14 protein-coding genes are annotated in these 13,855 nt (G+C 71.5%); 8 read left to right on the plus strand and 6 right to left on the minus strand.

From position 1 onward, the window contains the following. Nucleotides 1-241: 241 nt before the first annotated feature. Nucleotides 242-1,633 carry an MFS transporter gene (locus ACPCJR_RS16210; RefSeq protein WP_391513611.1) on the minus strand — a complete coding sequence of 464 codons (1,392 nt, stop codon included), beginning with the start codon at nt 1,631-1,633 and terminating at the stop codon, nt 242-244. Nucleotides 1,634-1,768: 135 nt separating this feature from the next. Here ACPCJR_RS16210 and ACPCJR_RS16215 point away from each other — a divergent pair, with 135 nt between their 5' ends. After that, nucleotides 1,769-2,809, plus strand: a complete 1,041-nt coding sequence (locus ACPCJR_RS16215; protein ID WP_391513609.1) for an alpha/beta fold hydrolase — start codon at nt 1,769-1,771, stop codon at nt 2,807-2,809. On the opposite strand, the gene ACPCJR_RS16220 is transcribed toward ACPCJR_RS16215, so the two are convergent. Beyond that, nucleotides 2,785-3,501, minus strand: a complete 717-nt coding sequence (locus ACPCJR_RS16220) for a dihydrofolate reductase family protein (protein WP_391513607.1) — start codon at nt 3,499-3,501, stop codon at nt 2,785-2,787. The genes ACPCJR_RS16215 and ACPCJR_RS16220 overlap by 25 nt on opposite strands. A 165-nt stretch (nt 3,502-3,666) precedes the next feature. Here ACPCJR_RS16220 and ACPCJR_RS16225 point away from each other — a divergent pair, with 165 nt between their 5' ends. The 5 genes from ACPCJR_RS16225 to ACPCJR_RS16245 all read left to right on the plus strand — a co-directional run bounded on the left by ACPCJR_RS16225 (nt 3,667) and on the right by ACPCJR_RS16245 (nt 8,330). Next, on the plus strand, nt 3,667-4,119 hold the full coding sequence (locus tag ACPCJR_RS16225) for an OsmC family protein (protein WP_391513605.1): 453 nt from the start codon (nt 3,667-3,669) through the stop codon (nt 4,117-4,119). Nucleotides 4,120-4,192: 73 nt separating this feature from the next. Next, nucleotides 4,193-4,630, plus strand: coding sequence for a GlcG/HbpS family heme-binding protein (locus ACPCJR_RS16230; protein WP_391513748.1), 438 nt, complete (start codon nt 4,193-4,195; stop codon nt 4,628-4,630). 81 nt (nt 4,631-4,711) lie between these two features. Further along, the gene (locus ACPCJR_RS16235) at nt 4,712-6,304 is read left to right on the plus strand and encodes a peptide ABC transporter substrate-binding protein (RefSeq protein WP_391513603.1); all 1,593 of its coding nucleotides are present in this window, start codon (nt 4,712-4,714) and stop codon (nt 6,302-6,304) included. Continuing rightward, a complete protein-coding gene (locus ACPCJR_RS16240; RefSeq protein WP_391513601.1) occupies nt 6,301-7,224 on the plus strand; it encodes an ABC transporter permease in 924 nt (307 codons plus the stop codon). The genes ACPCJR_RS16235 and ACPCJR_RS16240 overlap by 4 nt, the downstream gene beginning before the upstream one ends. Further along, the gene (locus tag ACPCJR_RS16245; protein ID WP_391513599.1) at nt 7,221-8,330 is read left to right on the plus strand and encodes an ABC transporter permease; all 1,110 of its coding nucleotides are present in this window, start codon (nt 7,221-7,223) and stop codon (nt 8,328-8,330) included. The genes ACPCJR_RS16240 and ACPCJR_RS16245 overlap by 4 nt, the downstream gene beginning before the upstream one ends. On the opposite strand, the gene ACPCJR_RS16250 is transcribed toward ACPCJR_RS16245, so the two are convergent. Further along, on the minus strand, nt 8,306-8,611 hold the full coding sequence (locus tag ACPCJR_RS16250; protein WP_391513597.1) for a hypothetical protein: 306 nt from the start codon (nt 8,609-8,611) through the stop codon (nt 8,306-8,308). The genes ACPCJR_RS16245 and ACPCJR_RS16250 overlap by 25 nt on opposite strands. A 141-nt stretch (nt 8,612-8,752) precedes the next feature. Between ACPCJR_RS16250 and ACPCJR_RS16255 the strand changes: the two genes are divergently transcribed. Continuing rightward, nucleotides 8,753-10,231: an MFS transporter gene (locus ACPCJR_RS16255; RefSeq protein ID WP_391513595.1), complete on the plus strand. Its 1,479-nt coding sequence runs from the start codon at nt 8,753-8,755 to the stop codon at nt 10,229-10,231. Nucleotides 10,232-10,623: 392 nt separating this feature from the next. Here the strand turns inward: ACPCJR_RS16255 and ACPCJR_RS16260 are convergent, their stop codons facing one another. From ACPCJR_RS16260 to ACPCJR_RS16270, 3 genes are all read right to left on the minus strand, one after another. Beyond that, nucleotides 10,624-11,169, minus strand: coding sequence for a hypothetical protein (locus tag ACPCJR_RS16260; protein WP_391513593.1), 546 nt, complete (start codon nt 11,167-11,169; stop codon nt 10,624-10,626). A gap of 144 nt (nt 11,170-11,313) precedes the next feature. After that, complete coding sequence (locus ACPCJR_RS16265) at nt 11,314-12,009, minus strand: DUF1013 domain-containing protein (protein WP_391513591.1); 696 nt, start codon at nt 12,007-12,009, stop codon at nt 11,314-11,316. 198 nt (nt 12,010-12,207) lie between these two features. Then, nucleotides 12,208-13,098 (minus strand): LysR family transcriptional regulator, encoded by an 891-nt coding sequence (locus ACPCJR_RS16270; protein ID WP_391513589.1) that lies wholly within the window; start codon nt 13,096-13,098, stop codon nt 12,208-12,210. Between the two features lie 134 nt (nt 13,099-13,232). Between ACPCJR_RS16270 and wrbA the strand changes: the two genes are divergently transcribed. Continuing rightward, the gene (wrbA, locus tag ACPCJR_RS16275; protein ID WP_391513587.1) at nt 13,233-13,832 is read left to right on the plus strand and encodes an NAD(P)H:quinone oxidoreductase; all 600 of its coding nucleotides are present in this window, start codon (nt 13,233-13,235) and stop codon (nt 13,830-13,832) included. Nucleotides 13,833-13,855 lie beyond the last annotated feature (23 nt).

A 13,855-nucleotide genomic window follows, 5' to 3' on the forward strand; every position in this document is an offset into this window, starting at 1 on the left:
ACGATCTGCGCGATCGAAAGCTGGTCGACAGCGCCTGGATTTGTTTTCCAAAAATCTATTAGAGGCATTTTATATATTTCCAATCATTATAGCTATATCGCGCCGATTTGCGCCATACCGACAGCGCAGACCAGCGACCAAGGTCGTTATGGTGCAATTTCACATTCAAGACCAGCGATACAGATCTCAATTTTATCCCAAACATAGCAGACAACGAGCCGTAAGATGCAGCGAGTTCAGACTATGTCATAGGATGTTTTAGTTGACTGCCTCGACTGAGTGCGCCCGTCTTGATTATTGTCTGCTTCGACCGACTGAGCAGAGCCGCGATCAGTGCCGCCCCCGCCGCGAGGCCGAGCCAGAGCCCGGTCCCAATCATTTCGGCCGGGATGAACAGGGCCGGAAGCTGCACGAGGTAGCGCGGGCCGAGCAGCGTCCCGAGCCCGCCCGCGAGAACGAACAATCCGGCCGCGGCGGCATTGCGCTCGGGCGGTGCGGCCCGCAGCAGCGCCAGGACGTTGGCGACGGTGAACAGGCCGCGGCCGATGCCGAAGGCGAGGAGGCCCGCGGCCAGGATCGGCCATCCGCCCGCCGTCCCGCCGTTCGGGAGCCCCACGGCGAGAGCGGCGAGGCCGGCCGCCGCGAGCCCCATCCCGATCCGGGCGAGACGCGGCGCACCGGACCGTCCGGCATAGAAGCCCGCTCCGGCGGTGAGGGCCGCAAGCCCGAGGAACACGAGGCCCACGCCGTCCCGCGACAGGCCGTCGAACGCGGTGCGATGGGAGAGCAGGGCGATGTCCGCCGCGGTGAGGGCGACGTTGCCCGCGAAGGCCGCGGCGAGCGGCCACGCGAGGCCCGGCCGCGCGAGAAGATCGAGCGGCAGCAGCGGCGCCGGCCGCCGCCATTGCTGCCAGATCCAGAGCCCCAGCAGCATCAGCCCGAGATTGAGCACGAGCAGGGCGGCCACCGGCCGGATCGGCGCGAGCGGCACGGCGGTCAGGAGCAGCCCGAAGCAGAGCACCGAGAGGACGGCGCCGAGTCCGTCGAAGCGCGGCCACGGCGCGTCCTCCTTCGGGAGGGTGAGCAGACCGAGAATCAGGCTCGGCCCCGCCAGGAGCAGGGTGGGGACGAGGATGCCGAGGCTTCCGAACCACGACAGCGCGAACCCGGCCGACATCTGAAGAAGCAGCAGCGCCGGCAGGACGGCCGCCTCCCCCAGTCCGAGGCCGAGCCCGAGGCGCGCCTCGCCGAAGAGGCGGCGCAGCAGGCTCCAGCCCGCGCAGACGAGAAGCGCGGACGCCGCGCCTTGCGCCAGACGCAGACCGAGCAGCGGCACGAGGTCGAGCGGCAGCGCCGCGGCGGGGACGAGCCCCGTGAGGGCGAGGAGCGCGGCAAGGAAGCCGCGCCGCGCTCCGAGCCGCGCGGCCAGCGCCGCCATCGGCAGCGCGCCCAGGATCAGGCCGTAGGTGTGCGCCGTCTGAATCACCGCAGCCGTGGAGGCCGGGTGCGCCCCCTGCTGCATCACCCACGGCATCAGGAACGCCATCCCCGTGGTCGGCAGCACCGCCATCCCGAGGCCCGTCAGGACGGCGACGATGGCGAGGACGCGGCGCTCGGGCTTGCGATCTTGCATCCGGTTCCTGTCCCCTTCGACGCCTCCCGACAGCCTTTAAGGGTAAGCCGGCGCGCCGTGAACCGTGGGTGGCAGGCCTCGGCAACGTCGGCCCCCGGCCCGCGTTGTCCGTCGCCAGGACGGAACGGAGGAACCATGCGCGGCACGAGCCATCTCAAGCTCCGGAAGGCCAGGACGGCCGGCGCGCTCGCGCTGCTGCCGCTGGCTGCGGCCGGCGCCTGGATCGCCTGGAGCCATCTCGGGTTGAACCGGGCCGGCCCCCTGCCCCCGGCCCTGTCGGGGCGGCGCAGCCCCCTGCGCACGCGTTCCGGCCGGGTGAACCTCTACGCCGCGGATGCGCAGGGCGGCCGGCCGCTTCTCTTGATCCACTCGATCAACGCGGCGGCCAACGCCTACGAGGTCCGGCCGCTCTACGAGCATTACCGCTCGCGCCGCCCCGTCTACGCCCTCGAACTGCCGGGCTTCGGCCATTCCGAGCGGGCGGACCGCGTCTACACGCCCCGGCTCATGATCGACGCGATCGTGGATGCCGCCGCCGAGATCGCGGGCCGCCACGGCGGGCAGCCGCTCGACGGCGTCGCCCTGTCCCTGTCCTGCGCCTACCTCGCCCGGGCCGCCCTGGAGCGGCCGGAGCTTTTCGCCAGCCTCGGCCTGATCAGCCCCACGGGGTTCGACGGGCGCCTCTCGGGCGAGGGCCCGGCGGATGCCCATCGCGGCAATCCCCTGGCCCGGCAGCTCGCCGCCTTCCCGCTCTGGGGCCGCCCGCTCTTCGACGCGCTGGTGAGCGGGCCGAGCATGCGTTTCTTCCTGGAGAAGACCTGGGGCAGCGCCCGGATCGACGAGGGCCTGTTCGCCTATGATCGGATCTCGGCCCGCCAGCCGGGGGCGGAGCACGCGCCCTTCTCGTTCCTCTCCGGCTACCTGTTCCCCGACGACACCACCCGGGTCTACGAGGCGCTGACCCTGCCGATCTTCATGGTCTACGGGGCGCGGGGCGACTTCGTCGATTACCGCCATGTCGGCGAGGTGGCGGGCCGCCCGAACTGGACGATCCTGCGCCTGCCCACCGGCGCCTTCCCGCATTTCGAGAATCGGCCGGCGGTGACGAACGCCTACGACGCGTTCCTCACCGTGCAGGCCGCGAAGGCCGATCAGCCCACCGGCTCGATCCGGTAGCGCAGCCAGACGGTGCCGTCCTCGAACGGCTCGCAGGCGGTGCGGATGAGGCGGCGGCGCGAGCCCATGCTCTCGTCCTCGCGGCCCTCGAAGTCGAACAGGGCCGGCGTGCCGATGAGGCCGTCGACGGCCGGGGCCAGCAGCAGGCTCAGCTCGTCCACGAGCCCGGCCTTCAGCATCGAGCCGTTGATGCGCCCGCCGCCCTCCACCAGCAGCCGCTCGATGCCGAACAGCGCTTTCAGCTTGGTCAGCGCGAGGGCGAAATCGACCTCGCGCGCGCCGGCGATGATGTAGGACTGGCCGCCCGCTCTCAGGCGGCGCAGGCGGTCGTCCGAGGCCTGCCCCGTGGTCACCACCACGACGTGATCGCCCTCGATCTCGTTGCGCGCGCCCCAATCCATCGCGCCGCGGGCATCGAGCGCCACCGCGTAGCCGGGGGCGTCGGTGCGGGCGACGTGATCCTCGCGCGACACCGGCGCCTCGGGCGGTTCGGTGGCGAGCGGCTCGGCGCTGTCGGCGTAGCCCTGCATGGTGATGCGCCCGCACATCCAGGCGTCGCCGCCGAGGCGCTTGTGGACCGCCTCGTAGTGCGAATCCGCGTCGACGGTGGTCCAGCGCCGCACCTTGATGCGCCCGTCGACCGAGGTGGTCATGTGGCACAGGACGGTGGGGCGGTCGGTTCCCTCAGCCATGGTCTCGAAGCTTCCTGCTCTGCGATCTCCATGGCGGAACTAGACCGGCCTCCCCGCCCGGCCAGGACGGACCGCCGCGACGCGCCGCCGCCGGGGCGAGACTCTGCCGACTTGGCCCGACCGCACGCCGCCGGATAGGCTCTCCCCGCGACGGGAGGGACGACCATGGCGAACTACACCGCGGATGTGCGCTGGGCGCTGGCGGAGGGCGAGGATTTCGCCGCCGGGCGCTACAGCCGCGGCCACGCGATCCGCTTCGACGGCGGGATCGCGGTGCCGGGCTCGGCCTCGCCGCACGTCGTCGGCAAGTGGGCGGTGAGCGAGGCCGTCGATCCCGAGGAGATGCTGGTGGCCGCGCTCTCCTCCTGCCACATGCTGAGCTTCCTCCACGTCGCCCGGCTCGCCGGCTTCGTGGCGCACGCCTACCGCGACCACGCCGAGGGCCGCATGGAGGCGATCGCGCCGGGCCGGCAGGCGGTGACGCGGGTGGTGCTGCATCCGCGCATCGCGTGGACGGGCCCGGCACCGGACGCGGAGCGGCTCGCCGCACTTCACCACGAGGCGCACGAGACCTGCTTCATCGCCAATTCCGTGCGCGCGCAGGTGACGGTCGCCTGACACGACCGGCTTGGCGAAACCGGCCGCGGCGGTGCATGTCCTGCCCACGACCTTGCCCTTCGAGGACATCCGCATGATCGACCTGACGCTTGCCGCCGCGCAGACCCTCGTCGCCACCGCCCTGAAGACCGCCCGCGCGCGGGGGCTCAAGCCGCTCGCCGTGGTCGTCTACGACGCCCGCGGCGCCCTCAAGTGCCTGGCCGCCGAGGACGGCACCTCGCTGCGCCGCGCGGAGATCGCCCGGGGCAAGGCCAACGGCGCGCTGGCGCTCGGCCTCGGCTCGCGGGCGATCGCCAAGCGGGCGGAGGAACAGCCGCATTTCGTGGCCGCGGTGAGCCACCTCGTCGGGCCGGATGCCCTGGTGCCGGTGCCCGGCGGCGTGCTGATCCGCGACGCCGAAGGACGGCTGCTCGGCGCGGTCGGCATTTCCGGCGACACCTCGGACAACGACGAGATCTGCGCGCTGGCCGGCATCGAGGCCGCGGGGCTCAAGGGGGATACGGGCGCCTGAGCGGGCACCGATCGTGTTCGGGAGTTCCGCGCCGTTCGTCCCCTCTCCCCAGCGGGGCGAGGGGACGCATCGGACAACCCCGTGAGCCTCGTCCGGCGAACCGTCCTGCGGGGCGGCGCGGCGCTTGCCGCCGGGCTCGCCCTGCCCGCACGCGCCGCCGCGCCGGTCTACCGCCGCGGCAACGACGCCGACCCGGAGACGCTCGACCCGCACAAGACCTCGACGGTCGCCGAGGCGCACATCCTGCGCGACCTGTTCGAAGGGCTGCTCACCTACGACAATCTCGGCACCATCATCCCCGGCGCCGCGCAGAGCTGGACGATCTCCGACGACCGCCTGACCTACCGCTTCGCTCTGCGCCCCGACGGGCGCTGGTCGAACGGCGAGGCCGTGACGGCCGAGGACTTCCTGTTCTCCCTGCGCCGCATCCTCGCACCGGCGACAGGCGCGAAGTACGCCGAGGTGCTGTTTCCGATCCGCGGCGCGGCGGCCGTCAATGCGGGCGCGCAGCCGCCGGAGACGCTGGGGGTGAGCGCCCCCGACACCCGGACGCTGGAGATCGTGCTGGCCGAGCCGGTGCCCTACCTGCTCGAACTCCTCACCCACCAGACCTCGCTGCCGGTCCACCGGCCCTCGCTGGCGCGCTGGGGCGACGCCTTCGCACGACCCGGCAACCTCGTCTCGAACGGCCCCTACGCGCTGGTCGAGTGGGTGCCCAACGACCGCATCACCCTGACCAAGAACACCCACTATCGCGACGCCGCCGCGATCCCGATCGAGCGGGTCGATCTCGTGCCGACCCCCGACCTCGCCGCGGCGGTGCGGCGCTACGCGGCCGGCGAGATCGATTCCCTGTCGGACCTGCCCGCCGACCAGATCGCCTCCCTGCAGAAGCGCTTCGGGGCGCAGGTCCGGCTCGGGCCGGGGCTCGGCCTGCTCGCCATCGCCTTTAATCTGCGCAAGGCCCCCTTCGACGACGCGCGGGTGCGCCGCGCCCTCTCGCTCGCCGTGGACCGGGAGTTCCTGGCCGAGATCGTCTGGGGGCAGACCATGGCCCCGGCCTATTCCTTCTGCCCGCCGGGCCTCGACAACGCCCTGCCGCCGCCGCTGATGCCGGGGCGCGAGGACGGCCCCATCGACCGCGAGGAGGAGGCGCTGCGGCTGCTCGCGCAGGCCGGCTTCGGACCCAAGACGCCGCTCACGGTCGAGTACCGCTTCAACACCACCGACAACAACCGCAACACGGCCATCGCCCTGGCCGATGCGTGGCGCGGCATCGGCGTCGAGACCCGCTTCGTCTCCACCGACGCCAAGACCCACTTCGCTTTTCTGCGCGACGGCGGCCCGTTCGACCTCGCCCGGATGTCCTGGGTCGCCGACTATTCCGACCCACAGAATTTCCTGTTCCTGCTGCGCACCGGCAATGACGGCTTCAATGCCGGGCGCTGGTCGAACGCAGCGTTCGACGGGCTGCTGACGCGGGCGGCGGGGGAGCGCGACGTGCAGGCCCGCGCGCGGCTGCTGTTCGACGCGGAAACGATCGTGCTCGACGAACTGCCCTGGATGCCGCTGCTGCACTACCGCTCGAAGGCGCTCGTCTCGCCGCGGCTGCACGGAATGCATCCCAATATCCGCAACGTCGCGCCCACCCGCTACCTCCGGCTCGACGCATGATCGCCCTCATCGCCCGCCGGATCGCGCAGAGCCTGCCGACCCTGTTCCTTGTGGTGGCGGGCAGCTTCTTCCTGATCCGGCTGGCGCCGGGCGGTCCGTTCGATCTGGAGCGGCCGCTGCCCCCGGCGGCGATGGAGAACCTGCGCCGCGTCTACGGGCTCGATCAGCCCCTGATCGTGCAGTTCGGGCGCTACCTCGCGAGCCTCGCCCGGGGCGATCTCGGGCCCTCGTTCAGCTTCCGCGACCTGACCGTCACCGACCTGTTCGCCCGCGGCCTGCCGGTCTCGGCGACCCTCGGCGCGCTGGCGCTCGTGCTCGCGCTCACCCTCGGGCTGGCGCTCGGGAGCCTCGCCGCGTTCCGGCGCGGCGGGCCCGCCGACCGGCTGGTGGGGCTCGTCGCCTCGCTGGGCCTCGCGGTGCCGAACTTCGTCACCGCGCCCCTCCTCCAGATCGTGTTCGGCCTGGGGCTGGCGTGGCTCCCCGTCGGCGGCTGGGCGGGGGGCAATCCGAAGAACCTCGTCCTGCCGGTGCTCACCCTGGCCCTGCCCCACGCCGCCGGCATCGCCCGGCTCACCCGCGCCTCGCTGGCCGAGGTGCTGATCCAGCCGCATATCCGCACGCAGCGCGCCATGGGGCTGTCCCGCGCCCGGATCGCCCGGCACGCTCTGCGCGGCGCGCTGCTCCCGGTCGTGGCCACGCTGGGGCCGCTGGCGGCGGGGCTGATGACCGGCTCGGTCGTCGTCGAGACCATCTTCGGTCTGCCGGGCATCGGCCGCTACTTCATCGAGGGCGCGCTCAACCGCGACTACACGCTGGTGATGGGCACCGTCCTGCTGGTGGCGGTGATGGTGGTCGCCTTCAACCTGATCGCCGACCTCGTCGCCGCCGCGCTCGATCCGCGCCTGAGGGTGTCCGCGTGAGCGCGGCGCTGGCCCGCCTCGCCCGCCGCCGGCTGGCCCGCGACCGGGGCGCCCTGGCGGCTCTGGCGAGCCTCGTGCTGATCGCGCTCGCCTGCCTGATCGGCCCCTTCCTGACCGGGCACAAGCCCGAGCAGATCTATCCCGATTTCGTCCGGGTCGGCCCGAGCCTCGACGCCCACCCGCGGGCGGACGAGTTGCGCCCGGCGCTGACGCGCCTCGCCTTCCGCATGCGGCTCGGGCTGGAGGATATGAGGCTCGAGGGCGACCGGGTGCGGCTGACGCTGACGGCTTCGGGAAGGCCCGTCGACGAGCGGGCGCTGCGGCTCCTGCCCCGCTCGGGCCTGTTCGGCACGGCCCAGGTGCTGGAGCGCGCGGCCGACGGAAGCCGGCTCGTGGTCGCCCTGCCGGTGCGGAAGCTGACTTTCCTCCTCGGCACCGATGCGCTCGGGCGCGACCTCCTCACCCGCTGCCTCGCGGCGGGCCAGGTGTCCCTGCTGATCGGGCTGACCGCGACGCTGGCCGCCCTGCTGATCGGCGTGAGCTACGGGGCCGTCTCCGGCATGGCCGGGGGATGGGTCGATGCGCTGATGATGCGCCTGCTCGACATCCTCTACGCCCTGCCCTTCGTGTTCTTCGTCATCATGCTGCTGGTGTTCTTCCGCGCCGGGCTGTGGCTGGTCATGGTGGCGGTGGCGGCGGTCGAGTGGCTCGACATGGCCCGCATCGTGCGCACCCAGACGCTGAGCCTCAAGGGCCGCGACTTTTTCCGCGCGGCGACGGCTTTGGGGGTGGGGCCGGGCACGATCCTCGTCCGCCACGTCGTGCCCAACACACTCGGGCCGATCATCGCGGCGGCGACCCTCCTGGTGCCGCGGGTGATCCTCCTGGAGAGCTTCCTGTCCTTCCTCGGCCTCGGCGTGCAGGAGCCAGCGACCTCCTGGGGCGTGCTGATCGCGGAGGGCGCTCGCGCGCTGGAATCCGCGCCCTGGATGCTCGCCGCGCCCGCGGGCTTCCTCGTCGTCACCCTGGTGGCCCTCAACCGACTCGGCGACGGCCTCGGCGAGGCGCTCGACCCGCGGCTTCAGCGGGATTCGGCCGGCAGATAGCCCTGGTAGACGATGCGCACCGTGCGCCGCTCGCCGGGCAGCTCCGAGAGCGGGACCGACTTCGAGCCCCGCAGCACGAGAACGGGCGCGATCTCGGCGGGGGCCGCCGCCGCGGGTTGGGCCACCGCCACGGGTTGGGCCTTGGGGCGCAGGGCCCAGCGGGCGGCGCCGCCGGCCTGGGCCGCCAGCGTGGAGGCGGCGAGCACGGCCCCCAGGGAGCCGAGGGCGACGGCGAGCGGCGGAAGGATCGTCCTGGCGGAAAGCGGCGCGAAAAATGTCATGGCGAGAGGCCCGGCGGATGGGGCCATTCCGCAACCTGAAGCGTTTCCGAACGCCGATTCGTGGGGCGACCGGGCAGCGGTTTGGCACTGCCGGACGGGACTTGCGAACAATTTTGCCGAATCAGGGTAAACGGAGGGGCAATGACGAGCCGAGCGGAAGGTCAGGCCGGAACCGCGCCCCCTGAGCGGGTCGCGGCGGGCACGGTGATCGACACCGACATCTCCGCCCGGCTCGACCGCCTGCCCTTCGGCCGCTTCCACACCCTGGTCATCGTCGCGCTCGGCATCACCTGGGTGCTCGACGGGCTCGAAGTGACGCTGGCGGGCGCCCTCGTCGGGGCGCTGCGCAAGGAGCCGATGTCCTTCACCGAGTTCGATGTCGGCCTGGCGGCGAGTTCCTACCTCGTCGGCGCGGTGGTCGGCGCGGTCGGCTTCGGCTGGCTCACCGACCGGATCGGGCGCAAGAAACTGTTCTTCATCACGCTCGCCCTCTACCTCATGGCGACCGCGGCCACCGGCCTGTCGTGGAATATCTGGAGCTTCTGCCTGTTCCGCTTCCTCACGGGAGCCGGCATCGGCGGCGAGTACACCGCGATCAACTCGACCATCCAGGAGCTGATTCCCGCCCGCGTGCGCGGCTGGACCGACCTCGTCATCAACGGCTCGTTCTGGATCGGGGCGGCGCTCGGCTCCTTCCTCTCGATCGCGCTGCTGCGGCCCGAATGGATCGACCCAGCCTGGGGCTGGCGCATCGCCTTCTTCGTCGGCGGCGGCATCGGCCTCGTGATCCTGCTCCTGCGCACCTGGATCCCCGAGAGCCCGCGCTGGCTCGTCACCCACGGCTACGCGGCGGAAGCCGACCGGGTGGTGTCGGGCATCGAGAAGCGCTTCACCGACGAGGGCATCACCCTGCCGCCGCCCGACGAGTCGCGGCGCCTCAAGCTCAAGGTCCGCAGCCACACCCCGCTCGCGGAAGTGGCCCAGGCCCTGTTCGTCACGAGCCGCCGCCAGACCATGGTCGGGCTGGCGCTGATGATCGCCCAGGCCTTCTTCTACAACGCGCTGTTCTTCACCTACGCGCTGGTGCTGGAGCGCTTCTACGAGGTGCCGGGCGGCGATGTCGGCTGGTACCTGCTGCCCTTCGCGCTCGGCTCGTTCCTCGGCCCGCTGCTGCTGGGACGGCTGTTCGACACCGTGGGCCGGCGCCCGATGATCGCCTTCACCTACGGCATCTCGGCGGTGCTGCTGGTCGGGGTCGGCCTCGTCTTCCGCGCCGACCTGCTCGGCCCCTGGGGCCAGACCATGGCCTGGATGGGCGTGTTCTTCTTCGCCTCCGCCGCGGCCAGCTCCGCCTACCTCACGGTCGCCGAGACCTTCCCGCTGGAGATCCGCGCGCTGGCGATCGCGGCCTTCTACGCCATCGGCACCGGCATCGGCGGCGTCTCGGGGCCGCTGCTGTTCGGCGCGCTGGTCGAGACCGGCTCGCGCGATCTCGTGCTGGTGGGCTACCTCATCGGCGCGAGCCTGATGGCGGTGGCGGCGGTGGTCGGCTGGATCTGGGGCACGGCGGCCGAGGGCAAGTCGCTGGAGGACGTCTCGAAGCCGCTGGCCTCGGCCTGAGGGGTCATCGTTCAACCCGGCCTGCCGGGCATCGCCTCTCCCCGCCTGCGGGGAGCGGGATCGGACGACTGATATCGTCTCCGTTTGATTGCCCCGGCCTTTGCCCGCTCCGTCATCGCGAGGCGGAGCCGAAGCGACCCAGAGCGCGACCTATCCGGAAAGTGCGGAGCCCTGGATTGCTTTCGGCTTCGCCTCGCAATGACGAAGGAAGAGTCCGAAGCGATCACCCGGAGACGGTATGACGGCTGATCCGGTCGGCCTCTTTCGTCGTTGCGAGGCGAATCGCTTCGCTGACGCTCGCGATCACGGCGTGGGGCCAAACCCGAAGCGTTCAGCCAAAAACGGTATCGTCTGGCGCCCCTGGCAAGACGCGCCTCAATCGAAGAGCGGTCTCACGTCGGCTCCGATCGCGGCGCCGACCCTTTGCGCCGCAGCCAGATCGCCGAGGCCACCGCCAGCGCGTCGAGCGGCAGCGTCACCGCACCCTGGCGCTTGCCCCACAGCTCCAGGCCGCCGAAATCGACGCGGCGGATTTCGAGCCAGGCGCCGAAGGGGAAGACCGCCTCGGTGCCCTCGCCGGGGCCGAAGCACTCCTCGAAGGCCAGCGGATCGACCATGATCGCGTCGTACTTGGCGAGGTGGCCGGCGATCGCGACCTTGGAGCGGAACGGCCCCCGGTCGCGGTGATACGAGGAGAAGCAGGGCTCGACCTCGGTCAGCGTCACCCAGAGCTTGCCGCCGATGCGCAGGTAGGGCGCGTTCGGGCCCTCGGCGCCGAAATTCTCCGGGCCCCAGCCCGCCTCGCTCATCAGGGATTGCGCCAGCGTCACCGGCTCGCCGGGCGGGGCGGCGGGCACCCACGCCTCCAGCACGCCCACGGGCTCGGCTGGGAGACCGGGTCCGGTCGCGCCGCCTTCGGCCAAGCCACCGTGGATCATGCCGCGCCCTCGCGCCTGCGACCGCTCACCGGGAGCGATCCTGCTGCATTATTCAGCATATGACATGCGCAGGCGAGCAGTTTATTTCAAGGCACCGAGCCTGCCGCCCGAAGGCGGCCGGGCTCTCGAAGGCCGCGGGAGACCTTACTCCTCGTCGTCCTCGTCGATGCGGCTCATGCCCTTGAGCTTGGCGAAGACCGCGTCGGCGTTGAGATCCTCCTCCTCTTCCTCCCGCTCCGCGGCGGCCGGGGCGGTCGAGACCTCGGTGGGCAGGAGCTTGGCGCCGCCATCGGCGGGCACCACGGCCGGACGGTCCTTGGCGGCGCGCTGCACCTCGAAGTCGAGGTCGATCTGCGAGCACAGGCCGAGCGTCACCGGGTCCATCGGCTGGAGCGAGGCGGAGTTCCAGTGGGTCCGCTCGCGGATCTGCTGGATCGTCGCCTTGGTGGTGCCGACGAGGCGGATCACCTGCGCGTCCTTCAACTCGGGATGGTTGCGGATCAGCCAGAGGATGGCGTTCGGCCGGTCCTGGCGACGCGACAGGGGCGTGTAGCGCGGGCCCTTGGTGGTGCGCTTGACCTCCGGCAGCTTGACCTTGGAGACCGCGACCTTGAGCCGGTAATGGGGCGACTTCTGCGCCTTCTCGATCTCGTCGCGGGTGAGCTGGCCGGTGGTGATCGGGTCGAGCCCCTTGATGCCGGCGGCGACCTCGCCGTCGGCGATGCCCTTCACTTCCAGCGGGTGCAGCTTGCAGAAATCGGCGATCTGCTCGAAGGCCAGCGAGGTGTTCTCGACGAGCCACACGGCGGTCGCCTTGGGCATCAGCGGACCTTGGGACATCGGCAAAGCTCCAGGCGGTTTTTCGCGAATGCGCGGCGGAGCCGGGATGACGGAAACGGTCTCTCCCGGTCTCCGGCCTCGTGTGTCGAGCCCGGAGAATCCCGTATCGCGCTGAATGGGGGGATGAATCTCATATAGCGGCGGAGGGGGCTCGCGCGCAATTGCGTTGTACCCGCCGGCAACCATTTCGGCCGGCCCTCACGCCGACGGAACCTCCGCCCGCCGCCCCTCCAGCGTGGGGCGCAGCGGCGCGACCTCCGCCGCCACGTGGTCCATGAAGGCGCGCACCCGCGCGGCGTGGCGCAGATCCGGATGGGTCAGGAGCCACAGCGAGCCGGCGAGATCCGGCTCCGGCCCGGACAGGCGGCGCAGGGCCGCGATCCTGTCGCCGCGGTAACAGGGCAGCGGACCGATCCCGACGCCCTCGAGAATCGCCTCGCACAGGCCCTGCACGGTGTTGATGCGCAGGGCCACCCGCTCCGGCCCGGCCCGGGCTGCGACGAAGCGCGCGAAGAGTCCGCCGGCCACCGCCTCGCTCGGGCTGACCCAGGCCGCGTCGGCGGCCTCAGCCTCGGCCTGCACCCGTCCGTAGACCGCCCAGGCGATGGTGGCGATGCGCCGGCCGACGAGGTTGGGCGGGGGGGCGCGGGTGGCGCGCAGGGCCACGTCCGCATCGCGGCGGGAGAGGTTCAGCGCCTCCTCCGAGACCACGAGATCGACCTGCACCGCCGGGTAGCGCGCCCGGAAGCGGCCGAGCATCGGCATCAGCAGGTCGGTCACCAGAGTCGCCGCGGCGGTGACGCGCAGGGTGCCGGAGGGCGTCAGCGCCCGGTCCGCCACCTCCCGGTCAAAGCGCGCGACCTCCTCCTCCATGCGCGCCGCCGCCGCGGCCATGGCCTCGCCGGCGGGCGTCGGCACGTAGCCGGAGCGGTGGCGCTCGAACAGGCGCGTGCCGAGCGCCTCTTCGACCGCGGCGAGCCGCCGGAAGGCGGTGGAGGGATTGATGCCGAGATGCGCCGCGGCCGGTGCCAGCGCGCCCCGCTCGGCCACCGCCCGCACGAGGCGGAACTCGTCCCAGGCCACCGGCATCGCACCCCTCCTTGCAGATACGCAAGATGCATCTTGCACATCGAGGCGTTCCTGCAAGCGGGGCGAACCTCCATACTCACACCGCATTCGATGATCGGGCCGCGTGTCGGCCCGCCGCGGAAGAGGACAAAGCGATGGCGAAGGTTCTGGTGCTCTACTACTCGTCCTGGGGCCATGTGGAGCAGATGGCCCAGGCGGTGGCCGAGGGCGCCCGCGAGGCCGGGGCCGAGGTCGCGGTCAAGCGCGTGCCGGAGCTGGTGCCGGAGGAGGTGGCCAAGCAGTTCCACTACAAGCTCGAGCAGGAGGCGCCGATCGCCACCGTCGAGGAGCTGGCCGATTACGACGCGATCATCTTCGGCACGCCGACCCGCTACGGCAACATGGCCTCGCAGATGAAGCAGTTCATCGACCAGACCGGCGGCCTCTGGGCCAAGGGCGCGCTGGTGGGCAAGGTCGGCTCGGCCTTCACCTCGACCGCCTCGCAGCACGGCGGCCAGGAGACCACCCTGACGAGCTTCCACACGGTGATGTTCCACCACGGCATGGTGGTGGTGGGCCTGCCCTACAGCTTCGCGGGCCAGAACGGCGTCGAGCAGGTGAAGGGCAACTCGCCCTACGGCGCCACCACGATCGCCGACGGCGACGGCTCGCGCCAGCCTTCCCAGGTCGAACTCGACGGCGCCCGCTACCAGGGCCGCCACGTGGCCGGCATTGCGGCGAAGCTCGCGGGCTGAGGCGCGTGCTCCCCCTCTCTCCG

It is taken from the genome of Methylobacterium sp. NPDC097929 (assembly GCF_049543375.1).
GTDB lineage: Bacteria > Pseudomonadota > Alphaproteobacteria > Rhizobiales > Beijerinckiaceae > Methylobacterium.

Bases quoted from the DNA above. Each gene is read 5' to 3' on its own strand.
- ACPCJR_RS16210 (WP_391513611.1), bottom strand. From the start codon at position 1,633: ATGCAAGATCGCAAGCCCGAGCGCCGCGTCCTCGCCATCGTCGCCGTC.
- ACPCJR_RS16215 (WP_391513609.1), top strand. From the start codon at position 1,769: ATGCGCGGCACGAGCCATCTCAAGCTCCGGAAGGCCAGGACGGCCGGC.
- ACPCJR_RS16220 (WP_391513607.1), bottom strand. From the start codon at position 3,501: ATGGCTGAGGGAACCGACCGCCCCACCGTCCTGTGCCACATGACCACC.
- ACPCJR_RS16225 (WP_391513605.1), top strand. From the start codon at position 3,667: ATGGCGAACTACACCGCGGATGTGCGCTGGGCGCTGGCGGAGGGCGAG.
- ACPCJR_RS16230 (WP_391513748.1), top strand. From the start codon at position 4,193: ATGATCGACCTGACGCTTGCCGCCGCGCAGACCCTCGTCGCCACCGCC.
- ACPCJR_RS16240 (WP_391513601.1), top strand. From the start codon at position 6,301: ATGATCGCCCTCATCGCCCGCCGGATCGCGCAGAGCCTGCCGACCCTG.
- ACPCJR_RS16250 (WP_391513597.1), bottom strand. From the start codon at position 8,611: ATGACATTTTTCGCGCCGCTTTCCGCCAGGACGATCCTTCCGCCGCTC.
- ACPCJR_RS16255 (WP_391513595.1), top strand. From the start codon at position 8,753: ATGACGAGCCGAGCGGAAGGTCAGGCCGGAACCGCGCCCCCTGAGCGG.
- ACPCJR_RS16260 (WP_391513593.1), bottom strand. From the start codon at position 11,169: ATGATCCACGGTGGCTTGGCCGAAGGCGGCGCGACCGGACCCGGTCTC.
- ACPCJR_RS16265 (WP_391513591.1), bottom strand. From the start codon at position 12,009: ATGTCCCAAGGTCCGCTGATGCCCAAGGCGACCGCCGTGTGGCTCGTC.
- ACPCJR_RS16270 (WP_391513589.1), bottom strand. From the start codon at position 13,098: ATGCCGGTGGCCTGGGACGAGTTCCGCCTCGTGCGGGCGGTGGCCGAG.
- wrbA (WP_391513587.1), top strand. From the start codon at position 13,233: ATGGCGAAGGTTCTGGTGCTCTACTACTCGTCCTGGGGCCATGTGGAG.